Consider the following 18,790-nt stretch of genomic DNA (forward strand, 5'->3'; position numbering starts at 1 on the left):
TGGCCAGTTTGTGCGAGCATCGATCCTTCGCTAGTCATGTGTGGTAAGTCTTTGGTTTGTGTGCCGAAACGTATCTAGTTGATACGATTGCGCACATGGCAATCTGGGATCAGCTTGTTGAATTTGCTGCCGAGCGGCACGGCTACGTGACGACTCGTGACGCTCGGGATATTGGTGTGGACCCCGTGCAGCTTCGTATTCTGACGGCACGCGGACGTCTTGAGCGTGCCGGTCGCGGTGTCTACCGGGTGCCAGTCTTGCCGCGTGGTGAATACGACGATCTCGCAGCTGCCGTGGCGTGGACGTTGGGACGGGGCGCGATCTCGCATGAATCGGCCCTGGCGCTTCACGGCCTTGCTGACGTGAACCCTTCGCGCATTCACCTCACGGTCCCGCGCGACAACCATCCACGCGCGGCAGGGGGTGCGCTGTACCGGCTTCACCGTCGCGGCCTCCGGAAAGCCGACATCACGTCGGTCGACGCCATACCCGTGACAACGGTTGCGCGCACCATCAAAGACTGCCTGGACACGGAGACTGATCCCTATCAGCTTCGGACAGCGATCGAGCGGGCCGAAGCGGAGGGCACACTTCGTCGTTCGCCCGCGGCTGAGCTCCGTGCCGCGCTCGATGGGTACACCATTGGGCCGACCTGTTCCCAGTGTTGATAGTCGATTCTGTCGGCTCTGGTCGCTATGGTGCTGGCTAAGGCCGCGTTTGCATGGTCATGCCTACCTCTCCAGTGTGCGAACCTGCCCGAAGACAGTGATGCGGAGGCGTAGTGTCCGACCAGACCACGAGGTCTCGGAATGATCAACTTAAAATCCAGGAGCTGGTACAGCTCGTCGGTGAAGGCCGCATCCGAGTTCCCGAGTTTCAGCGTTCCTTTCGGTGGGCGGCTGATGACGTTCTTGCCTTGTTCGACAGCATTCTCCGCGGCTACCCGTTCGGGAGTCTGTTGTTATGGAAGCGTCCCGCCCCTGCGGCGCACCTCAAAGTTGGCGCTCTCGCTATCGATGCCCCCGCGGTGGCTGATGCGCTTTGGGTGGTCGACGGGCAGCAGCGAATCACCAGCCTGGTCAACGCGGTAGATCCCGTCGCCGGTGACCAGGACGAGCGATTTCGTATTGCCTACTCCCTTAACGAGCGGAAGTTTGTCTCGCCGAGAGATCTGAAGGGGTCTTTAGGAATCCCACTAGCAGATCTGTTCGATCTAAGTAGGGCGTTCGCCTGGCTGCAGAAGAACCCCGATGCGGCCGAGTACGCAGCCGAAATACAGCGGGTGACGGGGCTACTGCGCGATGTCGAAGTTTCGGCATCGGTCATTCAGCAAGCCGACGAAAGCGTCTTGCGAGTAGTGTTCGACCGGATCAACTCCGCGGGTAAGCGGCTTCGAGGGTCAGAGATCTTTGATGCGATCCACGGTTCAACCGAGTCAGCGGACGGGCAGCCGCTGACGGTTGGCGCAATCGCCGACAGATTGGACCAAGCAACCGACTTCGGCCGTCTAGATGAGCAAATTGTGTATCAAGCTATTCTGGTTCGGCGCCACCCGGATGTAACGCGCGACGCGCATATGGAGTTCAGTGCGGAGCGAGCAGCCGTTTCTCCGTTCGGTCATGAATCGAAGTCGGACGCCTATGAGAGGACTGAGGCTGCGCTCGAACGTGTCATTAGATTTTTGCAGGACAGAGCGGGAATTCCGCACTTTACTTTCGTGCCGTTCCGGTTTCATCTACTCGTTCTCACTCGGTTCTTCGGGCTATTTGAGTCGCCGACCGCGCGTAACCTTGAGCTGCTGAGTCGATGGTTCTGGCGTTCCACTGCTGCAGCACCGCGACTCGGCTACACGGGTTCGACAGGCGACATACGAACACTTGCGGGCCTAGTTGCAGCCGGCGATGAAAGTGGATCTGTGCAGCGGCTGTTGGCTGCGACAAACCCAAGTGAACCGGTGCCGACGCCTGCCTTAAATAAGTTTCGTACTAACCATTCTTCAGGCAAGGTCATACTGGCCGCACTATGGGCACGAGGTCCGATTGATCCGGCCACTGGTGAGACGTTGACCATCGGAGACCTCGCACCCTACCTGTCCGGCGAAAGTTCTCCGTCGGCGGTGGCGTTGGAAATCTTCCCCCGAAGATCTCTCGACTCTGAAGCATCCAGCGCCGCGAACCGGGTGATCGCAACTGTCGACCGAGATGTCTTTGTCGGAAGCTTGGATACGCCACACAAACTGGAGAGTCTGCTTCTCGATGATCAGATGCTCGATGCGATCAACAACGGCGATCACGTGTCATTCATCAGTCGTCGGACCGAAATTCTTGCGGGCTACCTGCGGTCGTTTTTAGACGACAGGACCGGCGCCGGGTTTGAAATCACTCCTCCGTTGTCGGAATTCGATTTTGATGATGATGTCTCAGATGGACTGATAGATGACGTGGTTATGGTTGATGGTGATTCCGGTTGATCGAGGCGGTCCATGCTGTTCTGCTTAAGGGCAATCGAATTGGTTCGATCCTCCAGCGCGGGGACGTAGCTCGGTTCATCTTTGAACCCGGCTATTGGGACGATCCGAATCGGCACGTATTGGGACTTTGGTTCGAGGACGACCCCCGTCGTTCCCCGAAAGCTGCATTACGGCTTCCGCCGTGGTTCTCGAATTTGCTCCCGGAAGGGACGCTGCGCGACTGGATTGCACGCGATCAGGGCGTGTCAGCTGACCGTGAACTTCAGTTGCTATTGAGAATCGGCCGAGACCTCCCGGGGGCTGTAGAAGTCGTTGCCTCCGATGCCGTGTTTGATCCGGACCTGCTCAAGGAGCCTCACCGGTCAGCAACGCCAGAGGTCGGTCGAAACGCTCGATGGAAATTCTCCCTGGCGGGGGTTGGTCTCAAATTCTCGCTTCTGAAGCAGAATGAACGGCTGACCATCCCGGCCTCTGATGAGCTCGGTGACTGGATCGTGAAGCTGCCGGACGCTCGCTACGCGGATGTCCCCACTAACGAGTTCGCCACGATGACCTTGGCGCGCGCTGTCGGCATCGACGTTCCCGAGGTTGCGCTCGTTCACCGTGACGAGTTACCGGTGTTACCAGCACGCGCGTGGCCAAGTCCTGAGAAGCTAGCGTTCGCGATAGCTCGCTTCGATCGAACTCGTGACGGGGAGCGCGTTCACATTGAAGACCTCGCTCAGGTACGGGGCTTTTACGACAACGCGAAGTACACGGGGAGTTTCGAGACGGTCGGGGCGCTGATCTACAGAAACCGTGATCTTGACAGTTTGCGAGAGTTCGTTCGGCGCCTGACATTCAACGTGCTGATCGGTAACGGTGATGCACATCTGAAGAACTGGTCTTTGATATACCTCGATGGGCGTGTTCCGACTCTGAGCCCTGCCTACGATCTGGTATCGACCTCCCCGTATGCGAGCCCACACGAACCAGATGATTTCGGATTGAGCTTCGGCGGCACGAAGGTGATGGACCGGATTAGCCGCACTACGTTCCGGCAATTTCAAGACAAGCTAAGTCTCGGCGCAACCGATGTTCTTGATGTCGTCGATGAAACGGTTGCGAGATTCCAGACGGCATGGCCTGACGCGCGGCCGATCTTTCCCACGTTTGTCGATCACTGGATCGAAGGCCGGCGTTCGGCAGTGATAGCGCGCCTGGCGTCGTCATGAGCAATCCATGTGGCCCCTTCGAAGGCTGGGACCATGTTGGGACCATACGTCATGCGCGATGCCGAACGACCTGCGCGTCCATGAACGACATGCATTTCGCTGCCGGCGCGAGAATTGCCAGCGACCTGGGAAAACGTCCTACCGCTGCTACCTGGGGGTCAAGTGGTCGCAGGTTCAAATCCTGTCAGCCCGACAAAGTTTTTGCAGGTCAAAGGCCTCGCGGTGGCCCGGATGGCGCCGTCTTACCGCCGCACCCACCCGAGGACACCTTGATGGCGATCGCCGATATCTCTGCCTACGTGCACCTCAGCCGTGAGGACGTCGAAGAGATCGGCTACGAGCTCGACGTGATCCGCCGGGACGTCGAAGAGTCGCTCGGGGCGAAGGACTCGGCGTACATCCGGCGGGTGATCCATTTTCAGCGGGCGCTCGAGGTCGCGGCCCGGCTGATGATCGCCGGGAGCCGGTCCAAGGTCGGCTGGGTCGCCGGCACGTGCGCGCTGGCGTATGCGAAGTCCGTCGAGAACATGGAACTGGGCCACAACATCTCGCACGGCCAGTGGGATTGGATGAACGACCCCGAAATCCACTCCAATACCTGGGAGTGGGACATGGTCGGGCACTCCGCGCAGTGGCGGTACTCGCACAACTATCGGCATCACCTCTACACCAACGTGCTCGGCATGGACGAGGACATCGGGTACCGCCTGCTACGGGTGACGGCCGACCAGCCGTGGCGGTGGGCGTACCTGTTGACACCGCTCCGAAACCTGGTGCTGGCAGCCACGTTCGAATGGGGTATCGCCCTCCACGGCCTGCACTCGGAGCGGCTCCGGGACGAGACGCCAGACGCTGTCGCGGCGGAGAGGCGGAAATTTCTCGCCAAGAGCGCGCGCCAGTTGGGCAAGGACTATGTGCTCTTCCCGGCGCTGAGCCTGCGCCGGTGGCGTCGCACGCTGGCGGCCAATGCCACCGCGAATGTGCTCCGGAACCTGTGGGTGTACGTGAACATCATTTGCGGGCACATCCCCGACGGCGCCGAGACGTTCGACCCGGCGGTGGTCAAGGACGAAACTCGCGGCGAATGGTATCTGCGACAAATTCTCGGGACGGCGAACTTCAACGCCGGCCCGCTGCTGGCGTTCTCGGGCGGGCACCTGTGCTACCAGATCGAACATCACCTGTTCCCTGATCTGCCGAGCAACCGGTTGCCCGAAGTGAGCGTCCGGGTGCGGGAACTGTGCGAGAAGTACGACCTGCCCTACAACACGGCATCGCTTCCGCGCCAGTACTTTCGGACGCAAAGGATCATCCACGGGTTGGCGCTGCCCACCTGGCTGCTGCGCGTGGGGCGGCGGCGCGACTGACGCCATGACCGTGAACTCGAAGGTTTCGCGCTCCTGGCTGCTCGTCAACCCGTCCCGCGAACCCGACCTCGGGGCAGTCCTGGCGACCACGAGCTGTGACGAGGTGATCCTGGACCTCGAAGACGCCGTCGCGCCCGATGAGAAGGAGGCGGCTCGGGACCGGGTCGTCGAATTCCTGAATGCCGGGGCGCAGGCGTGGGTCCGGGTCAACGACGCGTCGAGTGATTTCTGGTCTGCCGACTGCCGTGCCCTGGCAGAGTGCCGCGGGGTGAAGGGTGTCGTGCTGGCCAAGACCGAGGGCGGAAATCACATGTGGGACACCGCGAACCGGCTCGGCGGCGAGTCGCCGGTGATCGCATTGATCGAGACGGCGCGGGGGCTGGCGCGCGTGCACGACATCGCCGCGGCGCGACCCTGTTTTCGCATCGCGTTCGGCGTCAACGACTACACGCTGGACATCGGGGTCGAGCAGGATCCGTTGGCGCTGGCCTACAGCCGCTCCCAGCTGGTCATCGCGTCGCGCGCGGCGCACATCCCGGGGCCGATCGACGGGCCGACCCGCGATCCGGAGCAGCTGGCCGAGGGCGTCGCGCTCACCCGGCAGATGGGTATGACGGGCAAGCTCGCGTTGCGCTCGTCCGATGCCGAGACCATCAACACCGGACTGAGCCCGTCCGAATCCGACATCAGCTGGGCCCGCGAGTTCGTCGAGCAGTTCAACGCCCGCGGCGGAAAACCGAAGGACGGCAGCGACTTACCGCGGTTGAACCGCGCCCGGATCATTCTCGAGAAGGCGCGACAACTCCGGCTGATACCGAACTGAACGCCGTCAGGTCAGCGGCACCCATCCGCGTGGGTCGACGTCCGTGGGCACGGCGCGGACGTAGAAGCAGTTGCTGAATCCCATTGCACCTTCGCAATGGTTGAAGATGCCGTTGCCGTCGGCTTGCCCGTCGCAGTATCCGCCCCAGGGGGTGTTGAAGCATTGTCCTGGTGTGGCGTGGGCTACGCCGATGGGGCTGAGTGCGAGCGCGGCGGCAGCGATTGCGAGTGCGATTTTCATCAGCCCATCCCTCCTTCTGTCATGAGGTTTGATCTGTCGCGAGGCTCTGGTGAGTGGCCGTCACCAGGCCCATAAATTCCGATGGTAGGCCGACTTTTGGAGTGCTGGCACCGTTATGTGGGCAGGCAAACAGCTATCCCGATGGACTGCCGAGGCTGGTGTGGCGCATGAGATAGATGGGGACGTTGTGCCGGTGTCAGTGCGCAATTGCCCAAGCCGCCAACAGGTTTCGGTGCGGCGCCGTCTGCTGCTCGATCACACCCAGTTTCGGTCACGCGGCCCGTCAAGACCTACGCGGAACCCGCTACCGAGGGGTCGCGTACGTTCTTAGAGAATTACAGCCGAGTACCCAGCCCAGCATTCGACGAAAGCCATCATGTCCCAGGATCAGAACACAGACGTTCCACCGAATCACCTCTCCATCGATCCGCGCAGCCCCTTCTACAACGAAGAGGCGCTCATCCGTGGCGTGGGGATTCGCTTCAACGGCGCCGAGAAGACCAACGTGTACGAGTACGACGTGGCCGAGGGTTGGGTGCGGGTGGAAGTACCGACCGCCAAGGATCGCCGCGGCAACCCGATGGTCGTCAAGCTCAACGGCACCGTTGAACCGTATTTCCGCACCTAGCAAATAGCTGAACCCGGTGGATATCTCTGCTGCGCCCACGATCACGGCGGCGGTCCCTGGGTCCTTCGAGTGGGACGTGTTCCATGAGCGTCATCCAAAACTGATTCGTCAGGTACTGGACTCGTCGCCGTACACCTCGGCAGAAGAGGCGAAGCTGCAACAGCTGCTCGACGAGAGCACCACCGGCGTCCTCGCGCCGCTGCCCGAGACGGCGCACGACCGGCAGGAGTGGCTCGTCTGGGGCGAGCACCTCTACGGACGACCGTGGGGTGAGGTGCCATTCCTCTGGAGCGAGAGCTATTTCTACCGCCGATTGCTCGGGGCTGTCGGCTACTTCGGGACGGGTGCCTGGCGCGGCATCGACCCGTTCGCTCCGGTAAAGAACGCCGAGTTGACGGGACCGGAGGTCGACCGAGAACTGAGCGCCTTCGCCGACCTGGCGGACGCGTCGGAGGACCGGCGGCACGAAGCATTACTGGTCGCCGCGCTGTGGGGTAACCGCGCCGACCTCAGCTTCCAGCTCCAGCTGAACACCGACGGCGCGGACGCCCAGTCGGAGGGCATCCTCGTCGACGACAGCGCCTTGCTGTGGTCTGCCCTCACATCGCGGGACAACGCTGTCGTCTGCCTGGTCGCAGACAATGCCGGACGCGAGCTGCTGGCGGATCTCGTCCTGGCCGACAGTCTGCTCGGTCAGCGCTTGGCGGCCGAGATCGTGCTGTACGTCAAGCCGCACCCGTACTACGTGTCGGATGCGACCATGGCCGACGTCCTGTCGGTCATCGGGCGCCTGCGGGCCGAGTCCCGTCTGCAGCTGAGCGCGATCGGTGACCGGCTCTGGGCCGCTGTGCGTAGCGGCCGACTCCAGGTGCGTACCCACACGTTCTTCTGCGCGCCGCTGGCCTTCCACGACATGCCCGACGAACTCGCCGCGGAATTCGCGACCGCCACGATGACGGTGATGAAGGGCGACCTCAACTACCGGCGCCTCGTCGGAGACCGATACTGGCCCGCGACAACACCGTTCGAGCACACCGTCGACTATTTCCCGTCTCCGGTCACGGCGCTGCGGACGTTGAAATCGGAAGTTGTCGTGGGCCTCACGCCGGAGCAACTCACAGAACTCGATGCCGGTGGAGAGCGGTGGCGGACGAACGGCAGGCACGCGTTGATCCAAGTTCACGTGTAGTAGCGCGCCGCATACGCTGGCCGATGTGACCGAGGACCAGAACGCGGACGACGACAGTGACTTCCAGATCAGCGGCCCGGTGCAACTCCGTCGCGAGCGGTGCGCCACCACGACCGCCGATCAGCGCCTGCTGGACCGGCGCGGACCCAGCGATTGGGTGCACACCGATCCGTGGCGGGTGATGCGCATCCAGGGCGAGTTCGTCGACGGTTTCGATGCCCTCTCGGAGATGCCCCGGGCCGTCACGGTTTTCGGGTCTGCTCGGACGACACCCCATTCGCCCGAATACCGGTTGGGTGAGGCGTTGGGCGCCGCACTGGTGCGGGCCGGTTACGCGGTGATCACCGGGGGCGGTCCGGGCGCGATGGAGGCGGCCAACCGTGGGGCCAGCGAGTCCGGCGGCTACTCGGTCGGTCTGGGCATCGAGCTGCCCTTCGAGCAGCGCCTCAATCACTGGGTCGATCTCGGGATCAACTTCCGCTATTTCTTCGTGCGCAAGACCATGTTCGTCAAATACGCGCAGGCGTTCGTGTGCCTGCCGGGCGGATTCGGCACCCTCGACGAACTGTTCGAAGCCTTGACCCTCGTCCAGACCCGCAAGGTGACGGCGTTTCCGATCATCATGCTGGGCGTCGACTACTGGTCGGGCCTGATCGACTGGATCCGCAACACGATGCTGGCCGACGGCAAGATCTCCGAATCCGACCTGGACCTGATCCACTGCACCGACAGCGTCGCCGAAGCGGTGGACATCATCGTCGCGTCAGCGCACTAGCCGGGCCGTCCTCAGTCGCGCTTCGTCTCGTAGCGCAGCAGGACCGTGCCGCAGGGAAAGGTGCGGTTCTCCAACAGTCGCAACGAGATCCACGACGGCAGCGTCGGGAAGAACGGGGTGCCGCCGCCGACCGCGGTGGGCACGAGCACGATCCGGAACTCGTCGACCAGCCCGGCCTGCACGACGGGCGCGGCGAGCGTCGCGCCGGCCACCTCCAGATTGCCGTCGGTCTCGGCTTTGAGTTTCGTCACCACCTCGACCGGGTCGCCGCGTTCCAGGCGGGCATTCCAGTCGACGGAATCCAGGGTGCGCGAGAACACGACCTTCGGCATGGCGCGCCAGATGCGGGCGAAGTCGACGATCATCGGCGCGGCGTCGGGGTCGGCGTCGGCGGTCGGCCAGTACGCGGACATCAGCTCGTAGAGCCGCCGGCCGTAGAACGACAGGGCCGTCTCGCGCTCGAAGTCGTTCCAGTACTGGTGCAGTTCTTCGCTCGGTTCGGACCAGTCGATGCTGCCCTGTGCGTCGGCGATGTATCCGTCCACCGACACGTTGAAGCCATAGATGAGTCTGCCCATGTAGATCAGACTGCACCCGGACGCAAGACTCATCGGTCGGGAACGGGGCGTGTCTCAGCCGAGTAGTTCCACAGACCTCTGGAGGTCGGTCACCAGGTCTCGGTAGGCGGCGTCGCGGTCGGGCGACGGCAGGCGCAGGATTGACGAGGGGTGCGCGGTGGCGATTGCCACGGCGTCGTGGTCGGGGACCGTGTCAGGCGGTAGCGGCAGCGTCTCGCCGCGATGCTGCGTGAGGCGAAAGTCGTTGCCCAGCAGCGACTGTGCCGCTGTCGCGCCAAGTAGCACGACCACGTGGGGTTCGACGGTGCGCAGCTCGGCCAGCAGCCACGGTCGGCAGGCGACCACCTCGGTTCGGTTGGGCTTCTGATGGATTCGGCGCTTGCCGCGATCGGTGGCCTTGAACTTGAAATGCTTCACCGCGTTGGTCACGTACAGCCGGCCGCGGTCGATCCCGGCGTCCCCGAGTGCGCGGTCGAGAAGGCGGCCGGCCGGACCGACGAACGGTTGACCGCGACGGTCCTCCACGTCACCGGGCTGTTCGCCGACCAACATGATCGCGGCTGCGTCGTCGCCGGCGCCGAACACGGTCTGCTGCGCATGCTGGTACAGCGTGCATCCGTGACACTCGCCGGCCGCAGTCCGGAGCGCCGGGATGTTGAGCACCCCAGGGAGATAATCGGCTGCGCTGGTTTCGGGCATGCTCTTGATTACCCGGGCTCGACCGCGCCAATCGTGCCGTTCCGACGGCACGGCTGGCGCCTACTGGATGGACTCGGCGCGCTTCTTGACGCCGTCGGTCATGCCGCCGAAGCCCTTCTTCAGGGCGCGACCCATGATGCCGGCGACGATCGGTGACACGGGGCCGAACAGCTGGAAGTGCGAGTCGTACCGGGTGCGGCCGTCGGGCAGCGGTGTCAGGCGGTGCGAGCGTTCGCTGCGGAGCAGCCCCAGCGGGGCGGGCTTCATGTTGTAGCTGAACTCGACGCCCGGGGTGAAGGTGTTGATGAACTCGCGCTGCTTCTTGGGCGGACCGATCAGCACCACCTTCATATCGATGGGGCTGCCGGGCTCGAACGTCGACGAGCACTCGGTGACGAACGGATTCCACTCGCCGTAGCTGGCCCCGTCGGTGAGCACCTGCCAGACCACCTCGGCCGGTGCGTCGATCTCTACTGACCTGTCAATCGCGAAACTCACAGACACACCGTACGGGAGCGGGTGTACACCTGCCGACAACTGTCCACTCATCGGCCCCGCTGCCGCAGAGGTATGCGAACGGCCGGGGTCTGGCCATCCGGCGGGGCTTCGGCACCGAACCACTTTTGACGGCTCGGTAGAACGGGAAGGAGCGTGATGTGCTGAATCAGATGCGAACGTTCACTACGCAGTTGTTGGGGCCAGTCACGTCCACGGTCGGGATTCGGAGTGGGGTCGAGGAGCCACCCTACGATGCGGAGACGTTGGCAGGTGAGGTGCAGATTCGCAGGTACGGCCGTCGAATCGCCGCTCAAATCACGGTGGACGGAGATGAGGAAGACGCGCGCAGCGCGGGATTCCGCAGATTGGCCGCCTACATCTTCGGCGCCAATTACCAGGGCGATCGAATCGCGATGACCGCGCCGGTCGGGCAGCGTGGCAGTCCGGCCGGCGGTTGGGTCATCCGGTTCTTCATGCCGGCAGGATCGACGCTGGGGTCGCTGCCGGTACCCGAGGACGAGCGCGTCGAGCTGGTGCAGCTTCCGGCGGAAACCGTTGCAGTGCTGCGCTTCAGCGGCGATCGTGGGGTCGACAGCATCGCCCGGCACACCGATCAGCTGCGCGACACGCTCCGCGACTACGGATTCGCAACGGCCGGCGACCCGTCGGCCTGGTTCTACGACCCGCCGTGGACTCTGCCGTGCCGGCGTCGCAACGAGATCGCGATTCCCATCGAAACTTGACCGCGCTGCAGCCTGCCCGATTGACCACGTCCTCAACCCACCGCACAGGAGCCTCAGACCATGAAACCGAAAACCATGGGCGCCACCGCCGCTGCTGTCCTTGCCACCGCCGTTGCGGGCGGAGCGGCATCGGGCCCAGCTGTTGCCTCGCCGTGGTACGCGCGCCTGCGCAAGCCGAGCTATCAGCCGCCCCGGCAGGCGTTCCCCATCGTCTGGCCGCTGCTGTACGCGGACATCGCTGTCGTGTCAGCCGACACGCTCGACCGCTTGAGCGACGAGGAAGACACGCGAGCCGCCCGCCGTTTCGGTGCCGCACTCGCGGTCAATCTGGGGCTCAACGCCAGCTGGTCGTGGATCTTCTTCAATCGTCATCGGCTCGGTGCGGCGGCACTGACCGCTGCCGCACTGACGGTCAGCAGCGCCGATCTGACGCGTCGCGCCGTTGCGGTACGGCAGCAGCGCGCGGCGCCGCTGGCCGCCTATCCGGCCTGGTGCGCTTTCGCGACCGTACTGTCCACGCACATCTGGTGGATCAATCGGCGCCGCTGACGTAGCGGCAGTCGTTAGGCGGCGCGGGTCCGCTCCTTCTGCGCTTCGGCCGCGATGTTCTTGATCATGCCGGTGAAGATGATGCCGTGAAACGGCATCAGGGCGTACCAATACAGCCGCCCGGCAAGGCCTTTGGGAAAGAAGATGGCGCGTTGGTGAAGTCGGGTGGAGTTCCCGTGGGCCTGTAGTTCCCATTGCAGCCAGGCTTTCCCGGGGGCGCGCATCTCGGCGCGCAGCCGCAGCAGGTGCGGCCGTTCGATGCGCTCGACGCGCCAGAAGTCGAGGGCGTCGCCGGTGTAGAGGGTGTTCGGGTTGCGCCGGCCGCGCGCGAGGCCGACGCCCCCGGTCAGTACGTCGAGCCACCCGCGGATGGTCCAGGCGAGCGGAAACGAGTACCAACCCCGTTCACCGCCGATGCCCTCGACGACCCGCCACACCTGGTCGATGGCGGCGTCGCTGTCGATGCTGCGGTCGTCGGTGTAGATGGCGTCGCCGGTCCAGCTGGGATCGGAAGGCAGGGGATCGGCGGGTGCGCCGGTCGGCGAGGCGTTGGCCCACGTGGTTTCCACTTCGCCGTTCTTGATGCGCCGCAGCGCCAGCCTGACGGCTTCGCGGTATCCGGTGGTGCCGCCGGGCGGGGGCGGGATGACGGCATCGATATCGTGCTCGGCGACCACCGCGTCGGTGCTCAGGGACTCGATCAGGGCGCGGCCGATCTGCGGTGGCACCGGGGTCACCAGCCCGATCCACAATCCGGCGAGTTTGGGTGTGAGAACCGGCAGGACCAGGATTCTGCGTTTGGCCAGTCCGGCGATGTCGGCATAGATCTGCATCATCTCGCCGTAGCGCAGGACGTCGGGTCCGCCGATGTCGTAGGTGCGGGAGCGCGGCAGCTCGGCGGTGGCGGCGGCCAGCAGGTAGTACAGGACGTCGCGGATGGCGATGGGCTGGATGCGGTTGTTGACCCAGCGCGGCGTTGTCATCACGGGTAGCCGGTTGGTCAGGTGGCGGATCATTTCGAAAGAGGCCGAGCCGGAACCGATGACCACGCCGGCCTGCAGCACGAAAGTCGGGACTCCGGAACTGATCAGGATTTCTCCGACCTGGCTGCGGGACCGTAGGTGGGTGGACAGCCGATCAGATTCGGTGTGGAGTCCGCTGAGGTAGACGATGCGTTTGACGTTGGCGCAGCGCGCCGCGGACGCGAGATTCTCCGCGCTCCGGCGTTCGGCTTCGGTGAATTCGCCGTGGTTACCCATCGAGTGCACGAGGTAGTAGATGACGTCGATGTCGCGGCAGGCGTCGCCGAGGGTGTCCGCATCGGTGAGGTCGCCTCGCACCACCTCCACATCGGCCGCCCAGGGCACGTCACTGATCTTGTCCGGATTGCGTGCCATCACGCGCACCCGATGACCGGACTCGATGACACGCGGCACCAAACGCCCGCCGATGTAGCCGGTGGCGCCCGTGACCAGTACGCGCAACGACGGGGTGTGTTGATTGACGTCTGTCACTGATTCTCCTCGGCTACGGCTTCACGTTGCTGTCATGGCATTCCCCGAAACTGCCCGTTCCTACCCAGTGATTCGGAGGCCGGCCGCGCGCGGATGGCCGGCATTCGACGCCGGATTGTTTACTCCGAACGCGGATGGGGCATTCCGGTGCGGACATGCCGTAGGTGCGGTGTCCGTCTTGGAAAGGTCCGGCCATATGACGATCGATTACGACAGCCCGCAGCAGCTGGTTCGCACGCCGCAGCAGGTCAATGAATTCATCTGTACCCGTTGCATTCACGTTCGACAGCTCAGCGAATTGGCGGCTGATCGATCGCTGGGCCGCATTTGTCGCGAGTGCGCCTGATCGAGATCGCCTGGGCGGCCGACTCGACCCACCCGCGCTAGCCTGGCGACCATGTCCAGCACGTTTTTCGACAACCCGGTCGCGCGAGCTCTCAACAAGGCGGCGGTCGGTCTGACCACGGTTCCCGTCGTCGGTGACATCGTCGGCCGCAGTCTGGTAGAGATCCGCTACACGGGTCGCAAGTCGGGCCGCAGTTTCCAGACTCCCGTGAACTACCGGCTGTCCGGTGACGAGGTCATCATCGGCGTGATGTCCCCGGACTCCAAGAGTTGGTGGCGCAATTTTCTCGGCGATGGCGGCCCCATCACGCTGCTCAACTTTCGCGGCACCGACCGTGCCGGACACGCGATCGCGTCGCCCGACGACAAGGGACGGGTCACGGTCCGGGTCAAGCTGGACTGAGCGTCGACTCGACGCCCTCAGTTGACCGGAGCGCATGAACGCCGCGGCGGTGGAGTGGCATGATCCCGGTGTCGACATCCGCAGGAGGCGAGAACGTGCCGCTGGCTCATGTCCCGGGTACCGCCGGTCTGGCGATCGGGATCGGAGACCCCGCCGGCGATGACGCCGAGGTCTGGTTGCAGCAAGCGACTTTCACGTTGGTCGACCGCCCATGCGCGGACCGCAGAACCGTGCAGGTGCCCGATGTCGACGCGGCGCTGGCGCAGATCACCGAACGCGTCGAGTCGTGGCCGCAGACGGCCGCGGTGTGCGACGACGTACTGCGGGCGTTCGACCCAGCAGCGCCGACGTTCGCCGGGATCATCACCGAATCGCTGGCGTATTCGACGATGCAGTCCGGCGCGGAGTTCGCCCGTTGGCTGGCCGAGCGCGGACCGAAAACCGTTCCGCTGCTCCCGGATCCGGTGGTGTCGGACCGCGACGGCGACACGCTGCACGTGGCCTTCAACCGCCCGCAGCGGCACAACGCGTTCTCGACCGATGCGCGGGCGGCACTTCTCGAGGCGCTGGAGGTCGCTCGTCTGGACACCTCGGTGACCGCCCTGGTGCTCACCGGGAACGGCCCGTCCTTCTGCAGCGGCGGCGACCTCGCCGAATTCGGGACGTTCGACGATCCGGCGTCGGCACACCTGGCCCGCACACGCTTCAGCCCGGCCCTGGTACTCGACGAGATCACCGCGCGATTGGGCGCGGCGTGCCAGGCCGTGGTTCACGGCCAGGTGCTGGGTAGCGGCCTGGAGATGGCCGCGTTCTGCGGGCACGTCACCTGCCACCCGGACGCCACCCTCGGCCTGCCGGAGCTGGCGCTGGGACTGATCCCCGGCGCGGGCGGCACGGTGAGCATCACCCGCCGGATCGGCCGCTGGCGCACAGCGTATTTGGTGCTGTCCGGGGCGACGATCGACGCGGCGACGGCGCTGGACTGGGGCTTGGTCGATGCGGTTCGTGCGTGAGTGACGAGGCGGCGCGGGACTGGTCGGCCAGCGGGTTGGCCGCGCTGACGGGCCTACCCGACGGGCCACCGGACGTCAGTCGTGCGGCGGTATTGAGTCGGGCTGGGGCGGTCGCGTCCACGCTGTCCGGGCAACTCGGCATCGCGGTTGATGCCGCGGAACTCCTCGCGGGACGGGCCGCGTTGTCGGGACTGCACCGGCGGGGACGGATCAGCGCCGGGGGCGCCACGCGGCTGATCGCCGGCAGGGACGGCTGGTTCGCCCTGACGCTTGCGCGGCCTGACGACGTCGCTGCGGTGCCGGCGCTCCTCGAATCCGAGGTGCCGGTTGAGCATGTGTGGTCGGCGATCATCGAGTGGGCCGGTCGTCGCCAGGTCGCCGCTGTCGCCGAGCGCGCACGTCTGCTGGGCCTTCCGGTCGGCGTGCAGGCGGAGACCACTGCCTCCGCACCGGTGGTGCGTCGACACGGCGCCCGAAACCCATTCCAGGACTACGGCCGGTTGCTTGTGGTCGACCTGTCCTCGATGTGGGCAGGCCCGCTGTGTGGGCAGCTGCTGGCCCGGGCCGGCGCGACGGTGATCAAGGTGGAGAGCCCGTCGCGGCCGGATGGCACCCGGCAGGGCGAACCACGATTCTTCGACTGGATGAACGCCGGAAAGCTTTGTTATGCCACTGATTTCGGCCAGCCGGCGGAGCTGCGACAGTTGTTGTCCGTGGCCGATGTGGTGATCGAATCGTCGCGCCCGGACGCACTCGTGCACCGGGGCCTAGGGCCGGAAGACGTCCCGGCGCGGGATGGCCGGGTGTGGCTGCGGGTCACCGGCCACGGTACGGAAGGGGCCCACGCCCACTGGGTGGGGTTCGGTGATGATGCCGCGGTATCCGGGGGTCTGGTCGGCTCCGATCCAGCCGGCAGCGGACCGGTGTTCTGCGGTGACGCGATCGCCGATCCGCTGACGGGGATGCATGCCGCGCTTGCGATGGCGAAATCGCTGCGGCGCGGTGGTGGAGAGGTCATCGAGATCGCCCTGGCAGCGGTGGCGGCCGAATACGCCGCGCTACCGCTGACCGGTGGTGACTGCGTAGATCCAGTGGTCGAACCGATGGCGCCCGTGCTCTCGTCGCACGCCCGCGAGTTGGGCGCCGACAACGCGCAGGTTCGGGACATCGTGCAGGAAAGGGCTTCCGGGGCATGCTGATTCAACGAGCTACGCTGCTCGACGGCCGGACGGTCGATATCCGGCTGGGCCGGCGACTCGATGCCATTGCGGACAGTCTCGAGCCGATGGCAGGCGAGGACGTTCTCGACGCGGCCGGCGGCACCGTCATCCCGGGGCTCCACGACCATCACGTTCACTTGCGTTCGGCGGCAGCGGCATTGACGTCGGTGCGAGTCGGCCCCGGAGAGGTGCGCAGCCGCGACGCGCTGCGTGCGGTCCTGGCGCGGGCCGACGTCGGCGTGGACGGTTGGATTCGGGCGGTCGGCTATCACGAGGCGGTCGCGGGTCCGCTGGATCGTGCGGTGCTGGACGAGGTGTCACCGCATGTGCCGGTGCGCGTCCAGCACCGCAGCGGAGTGCTGTGGACACTGAACTCTCCGGGGCTGATGGCCGTCGGCCTGCCCGACCACCCCGACGGCCGGTTGCGGAGCGCGGACCCGGGCTGGACGCACGCGTTGCAGCGCAACGACGCCGGGCTCGGCGAGATCAGCCGGCGTCTCTCCGCGTTCGGTGTCACCGGTGTCACCGACGCGACCCCCGACCTCACCGCCGAGGATGTGTTGGACTTCGCCGAGGCGCGCCGCCACGGCGAACTGCGCCAGCGCGTCGAAGTCCTGGCACCCGCCAAGCGCATTCTGCACGACGACGATCTGGACCTCGACGCACTCGCCGACTGGATCGCCGCTCGGCACAGTCAGGGCGGAATCGTTGCGCTGCATTGTGTTACGGCCATGCAACTGGTCGTCACGATCGCCGCCCTGCGACAGGCGGGGGCGCGCGCCGGGGATCGCATCGAGCACGGCGCCGTCATCCCCGACGACTGTCTGGGCGAGTTGCGTGACCTCGGCGTGCTCGTCGTGACCCAGCCGAACTTCGTCGCCGAGCGCGGCGAGCAGTACCTCATCGACGTATCCGCGGACGAGCACTGCCAGCTGTGGCGCGTGGCGTCGCTGTGCGGCGCGCAGATACCCGTCGCGCTGTCCACCGATATGCCCTTCGGGGATGCCGATCCGTGGGCGGCGATGCGTGCCGCGGTGCACCGCAGCACGCCCGCCGGCAGCGTGCTCGGGGCGAATGAAAGCATCGACGCCGCAACGGCATTGGGCATGTTCCTCGGCACACCCGAGCAGCCGCACGTGCCCCGGCAGCTGACGGTGGGCATGCCTGCGGACCTGTGCCTGCTGGCCGCCCCACCGCGCGACGTCCTGGCCGCGCTGGACGCCTCGCTGGTGGCGGCCACTGTCTACGACGGCGCGGTGGTGTACCAGGCGGGCTAGTGCGCCGGTTCGAGAACCTCGTCGTCGAGCACTCGGCTCAGCAGGTCCTGGCGGGCCTCGACGTACTGCGTCTTCAAGGTTTCGACCAGCTGCGCGACGGTGAGGCGTTCCTTGATGCTGCCCACACCCTGACCGGCGCCCCAGATGTCCTTCCACGCCTTCGCGTCGGTGTTCCCTCCGGAGCCGAAATTCATTGCGGAGGCGTCGGATTCGGGCAGGTTGTCCGGGTCCAGGCCCTGAGCGACGATGCTGCCGCGAAGGTAGTTGCCGTGCACGCCGGTGAACAGGTTGCTATAGACGATCTGGGATGCGGTGGAGTCGACGATCATCTGCTTGTACTCGGGCACCGCGTTGGCCTCGTCGGTGGACAGGAAAGCCGAACCGACATAAGCGAAGTCGGCTCCCGCGGCGAGCGCGGCAAGAATGGACCGGCCGTGGGCGATGGCGCCCGACAGCAGCAGCGGACCGTCGAACCACTCGCGGATCTCGCGGACCAGCGCGAACGGGGACTGAGTACCGGCGTGGCCGCCGGCGCCGGCCGCGACGGCGATGATGCCGTCGGCGCCCTTGTCGATGGCCTTGTGTGCGAACTCATTGTTGATGATGTCGTGCAGCACGATGCCGCCGTAGGAGTGCACCGCGTCGTTGATCTCGGGCCGTGCGCCGAGCGAGGTGATCACGATCGGGACCTTGTGCTCGACGATGACGCTCATGTCGTGTTCGAGCCGGTCATTGGACCGGTGCACGATCTGGTTGACGGCGAACGGTGCGACGATGGCGTCGGGATTGGCAAGTGCGTAGGCGGCGTTCGACTCCTCGATCTCATCCAGCCAATCGCCGAGCAGGCTCGAGGGCCGGGCGTTCAGCGCGGGAAACGAGCCGATGACACCGGCCTGGCACTCCGCCTTCACCAGTTCGGGTCCCGAGCACAGGAACAACGGCGACGCGACCACCGGCAGGGACAGGCGCTGTGCGAGGACGGGAGGCAGACCCATGGTGATAGCCCTTCGAATCGGAAACCGTGGTTGTTCGGGACTTTAGCTGCGCCAACTTGTTTATGCAACTAGTGGCATAATACTGGGTGGGTGTCCGCCCGCGCGTTGCCGCGGTTTTCGAACAGGTTGGAAATAGGTCGATTTAGGGAAGCGTGGAGCGGCCTCGCCGGCTCCCATCGAGATTTTGTGCAACAGATTGGATGACGGTCGTGACAGGACTCTTGCCGCCGCGTTCCGCCGGCGGAAACCC

The 18,790-nt window shown here is 65.1% G+C and carries 21 protein-coding genes; 15 read left to right on the top strand and 6 right to left on the bottom strand.

The window, feature by feature from the left end:
- The first annotated feature begins 56 nt into the window (after nt 1-56).
- From EB75_RS16375 to EB75_RS16395, 5 genes are all read left to right on the top strand, one after another.
- Nucleotides 57-668 carry a type IV toxin-antitoxin system AbiEi family antitoxin domain-containing protein gene (locus EB75_RS16375; protein ID WP_073696414.1) on the top strand — a complete coding sequence of 204 codons (612 nt, stop codon included), beginning with the start codon at nt 57-59 and terminating at the stop codon, nt 666-668.
- 113 nt (nt 669-781) lie between these two features.
- Nucleotides 782-2,470 carry a DUF262 domain-containing protein gene (locus EB75_RS16380; protein ID WP_073696415.1) on the top strand — a complete coding sequence of 563 codons (1,689 nt, stop codon included), beginning with the start codon at nt 782-784 and terminating at the stop codon, nt 2,468-2,470.
- Nucleotides 2,467-3,684, top strand: a complete 1,218-nt coding sequence (locus tag EB75_RS16385) for a type II toxin-antitoxin system HipA family toxin (RefSeq protein WP_073696416.1) — start codon at nt 2,467-2,469, stop codon at nt 3,682-3,684. The genes EB75_RS16380 and EB75_RS16385 overlap by 4 nt, the downstream gene beginning before the upstream one ends.
- A 272-nt stretch (nt 3,685-3,956) precedes the next feature.
- Nucleotides 3,957-5,051 carry a fatty acid desaturase family protein gene (locus EB75_RS16390; protein WP_073696417.1) on the top strand — a complete coding sequence of 365 codons (1,095 nt, stop codon included), beginning with the start codon at nt 3,957-3,959 and terminating at the stop codon, nt 5,049-5,051.
- A gap of 4 nt (nt 5,052-5,055) precedes the next feature.
- Nucleotides 5,056-5,874 (top strand): HpcH/HpaI aldolase/citrate lyase family protein, encoded by an 819-nt coding sequence (locus tag EB75_RS16395; RefSeq protein ID WP_073696418.1) that lies wholly within the window; start codon nt 5,056-5,058, stop codon nt 5,872-5,874.
- A 6-nt stretch (nt 5,875-5,880) separates the two neighbouring features.
- Here EB75_RS16395 and EB75_RS16400 read toward each other — a convergent pair whose 3' ends face one another.
- Nucleotides 5,881-6,114: a hypothetical protein gene (locus EB75_RS16400; protein WP_073696419.1), complete on the bottom strand. Its 234-nt coding sequence runs from the start codon at nt 6,112-6,114 to the stop codon at nt 5,881-5,883.
- Nucleotides 6,115-6,490: 376 nt separating this feature from the next.
- On the opposite strand from EB75_RS16400, the gene EB75_RS16405 reads away from it, so the two are divergent.
- The 3 genes from EB75_RS16405 to EB75_RS16415 are packed head-to-tail and all read left to right on the top strand — an operon-like array spanning nt 6,491 to nt 8,706.
- On the top strand, nt 6,491-6,742 hold the full coding sequence (locus EB75_RS16405; protein ID WP_061007180.1) for a DUF3297 family protein: 252 nt from the start codon (nt 6,491-6,493) through the stop codon (nt 6,740-6,742).
- A 16-nt stretch (nt 6,743-6,758) separates the two neighbouring features.
- Nucleotides 6,759-7,931 carry a damage-control phosphatase ARMT1 family protein gene (locus tag EB75_RS16410; protein WP_073696420.1) on the top strand — a complete coding sequence of 391 codons (1,173 nt, stop codon included), beginning with the start codon at nt 6,759-6,761 and terminating at the stop codon, nt 7,929-7,931.
- Nucleotides 7,932-7,956: 25 nt separating this feature from the next.
- On the top strand, nt 7,957-8,706 hold the full coding sequence (locus tag EB75_RS16415; RefSeq protein WP_142239648.1) for an LOG family protein: 750 nt from the start codon (nt 7,957-7,959) through the stop codon (nt 8,704-8,706).
- Nucleotides 8,707-8,717: 11 nt separating this feature from the next.
- Here the strand turns inward: EB75_RS16415 and EB75_RS16420 are convergent, their stop codons facing one another.
- The 3 genes from EB75_RS16420 to EB75_RS16430 are packed head-to-tail and all read right to left on the bottom strand — an operon-like array spanning nt 8,718 to nt 10,481.
- On the bottom strand, nt 8,718-9,284 hold the full coding sequence (locus EB75_RS16420) for a dihydrofolate reductase family protein (RefSeq protein WP_073696422.1): 567 nt from the start codon (nt 9,282-9,284) through the stop codon (nt 8,718-8,720).
- Nucleotides 9,285-9,338: 54 nt separating this feature from the next.
- Nucleotides 9,339-9,983, bottom strand: coding sequence for a UdgX family uracil-DNA binding protein (locus EB75_RS16425; RefSeq protein ID WP_073696423.1), 645 nt, complete (start codon nt 9,981-9,983; stop codon nt 9,339-9,341).
- 60 nt (nt 9,984-10,043) lie between these two features.
- Nucleotides 10,044-10,481: an SRPBCC domain-containing protein gene (locus EB75_RS16430; protein ID WP_073696424.1), complete on the bottom strand. Its 438-nt coding sequence runs from the start codon at nt 10,479-10,481 to the stop codon at nt 10,044-10,046.
- A 170-nt stretch (nt 10,482-10,651) separates the two neighbouring features.
- Between EB75_RS16430 and EB75_RS16435 the strand changes: the two genes are divergently transcribed.
- Together EB75_RS16435 and EB75_RS16440 are read left to right on the top strand one after the other, a co-directional pair.
- A complete protein-coding gene (locus tag EB75_RS16435; RefSeq protein WP_073696485.1) occupies nt 10,652-11,224 on the top strand; it encodes an SOUL family heme-binding protein in 573 nt (190 codons plus the stop codon).
- 60 nt (nt 11,225-11,284) lie between these two features.
- A complete protein-coding gene (locus EB75_RS16440; protein ID WP_073696425.1) occupies nt 11,285-11,773 on the top strand; it encodes a TspO/MBR family protein in 489 nt (162 codons plus the stop codon).
- Nucleotides 11,774-11,787: 14 nt separating this feature from the next.
- Here the strand turns inward: EB75_RS16440 and EB75_RS16445 are convergent, their stop codons facing one another.
- On the bottom strand, nt 11,788-13,287 hold the full coding sequence (locus EB75_RS16445; protein WP_286150218.1) for an SDR family oxidoreductase: 1,500 nt from the start codon (nt 13,285-13,287) through the stop codon (nt 11,788-11,790).
- 196 nt (nt 13,288-13,483) lie between these two features.
- On the opposite strand from EB75_RS16445, the gene EB75_RS29320 reads away from it, so the two are divergent.
- The 5 genes from EB75_RS29320 to EB75_RS16465 are packed head-to-tail and all read left to right on the top strand — an operon-like array spanning nt 13,484 to nt 17,545.
- Nucleotides 13,484-13,633 (top strand): DUF4193 family protein, encoded by a 150-nt coding sequence (locus EB75_RS29320; protein ID WP_168176053.1) that lies wholly within the window; start codon nt 13,484-13,486, stop codon nt 13,631-13,633.
- 51 nt (nt 13,634-13,684) lie between these two features.
- Nucleotides 13,685-14,035 carry a PNPOx family protein gene (locus tag EB75_RS16450; protein ID WP_073696426.1) on the top strand — a complete coding sequence of 117 codons (351 nt, stop codon included), beginning with the start codon at nt 13,685-13,687 and terminating at the stop codon, nt 14,033-14,035.
- A gap of 59 nt (nt 14,036-14,094) precedes the next feature.
- Complete coding sequence (locus EB75_RS16455) at nt 14,095-15,048, top strand: enoyl-CoA hydratase/isomerase family protein (RefSeq protein ID WP_061001415.1); 954 nt, start codon at nt 14,095-14,097, stop codon at nt 15,046-15,048.
- Nucleotides 15,045-16,247 (top strand): CoA transferase, encoded by a 1,203-nt coding sequence (locus EB75_RS16460; protein ID WP_061001414.1) that lies wholly within the window; start codon nt 15,045-15,047, stop codon nt 16,245-16,247. Before EB75_RS16455 ends, EB75_RS16460 begins: the two co-directional genes overlap by 4 nt.
- The gene (locus tag EB75_RS16465; protein ID WP_061001413.1) at nt 16,241-17,545 is read left to right on the top strand and encodes an amidohydrolase family protein; all 1,305 of its coding nucleotides are present in this window, start codon (nt 16,241-16,243) and stop codon (nt 17,543-17,545) included. The genes EB75_RS16460 and EB75_RS16465 overlap by 7 nt, the downstream gene beginning before the upstream one ends.
- Here EB75_RS16465 and EB75_RS16470 read toward each other — a convergent pair.
- The gene (locus tag EB75_RS16470; RefSeq protein ID WP_073696427.1) at nt 17,542-18,540 is read right to left on the bottom strand and encodes an NAD(P)H-dependent flavin oxidoreductase; all 999 of its coding nucleotides are present in this window, start codon (nt 18,538-18,540) and stop codon (nt 17,542-17,544) included. The two genes, EB75_RS16465 and EB75_RS16470, sit on opposite strands and share 4 nt — an antisense overlap.
- Nucleotides 18,541-18,790 lie beyond the last annotated feature (250 nt).

Source organism: Mycobacterium sp. ST-F2, from assembly GCF_001905655.1.
Classification (GTDB): Bacteria; Actinomycetota; Actinomycetes; order Mycobacteriales; family Mycobacteriaceae; genus Mycobacterium.

Bases quoted from the DNA above. Each gene is read 5' to 3' on its own strand.
- EB75_RS29320 (WP_168176053.1), top strand. From the start codon at position 13,484: ATGACGATCGATTACGACAGCCCGCAGCAGCTGGTTCGCACGCCGCAG.
- EB75_RS16420 (WP_073696422.1), bottom strand. From the start codon at position 9,284: ATGGGCAGACTCATCTATGGCTTCAACGTGTCGGTGGACGGATACATC.
- EB75_RS16450 (WP_073696426.1), top strand. From the start codon at position 13,685: ATGTCCAGCACGTTTTTCGACAACCCGGTCGCGCGAGCTCTCAACAAG.
- EB75_RS16440 (WP_073696425.1), top strand. From the start codon at position 11,285: ATGAAACCGAAAACCATGGGCGCCACCGCCGCTGCTGTCCTTGCCACC.
- EB75_RS16390 (WP_073696417.1), top strand. From the start codon at position 3,957: ATGGCGATCGCCGATATCTCTGCCTACGTGCACCTCAGCCGTGAGGAC.
- EB75_RS16405 (WP_061007180.1), top strand. From the start codon at position 6,491: ATGTCCCAGGATCAGAACACAGACGTTCCACCGAATCACCTCTCCATC.
- EB75_RS16470 (WP_073696427.1), bottom strand. From the start codon at position 18,540: ATGGGTCTGCCTCCCGTCCTCGCACAGCGCCTGTCCCTGCCGGTGGTC.
- EB75_RS16455 (WP_061001415.1), top strand. From the start codon at position 14,095: ATGATCCCGGTGTCGACATCCGCAGGAGGCGAGAACGTGCCGCTGGCT.
- EB75_RS16435 (WP_073696485.1), top strand. From the start codon at position 10,652: ATGCGAACGTTCACTACGCAGTTGTTGGGGCCAGTCACGTCCACGGTC.
- EB75_RS16400 (WP_073696419.1), bottom strand. From the start codon at position 6,114: ATGAAAATCGCACTCGCAATCGCTGCCGCCGCGCTCGCACTCAGCCCC.
- EB75_RS16395 (WP_073696418.1), top strand. From the start codon at position 5,056: ATGACCGTGAACTCGAAGGTTTCGCGCTCCTGGCTGCTCGTCAACCCG.
- EB75_RS16425 (WP_073696423.1), bottom strand. From the start codon at position 9,983: ATGCCCGAAACCAGCGCAGCCGATTATCTCCCTGGGGTGCTCAACATC.
- EB75_RS16465 (WP_061001413.1), top strand. From the start codon at position 16,241: ATGCTGATTCAACGAGCTACGCTGCTCGACGGCCGGACGGTCGATATC.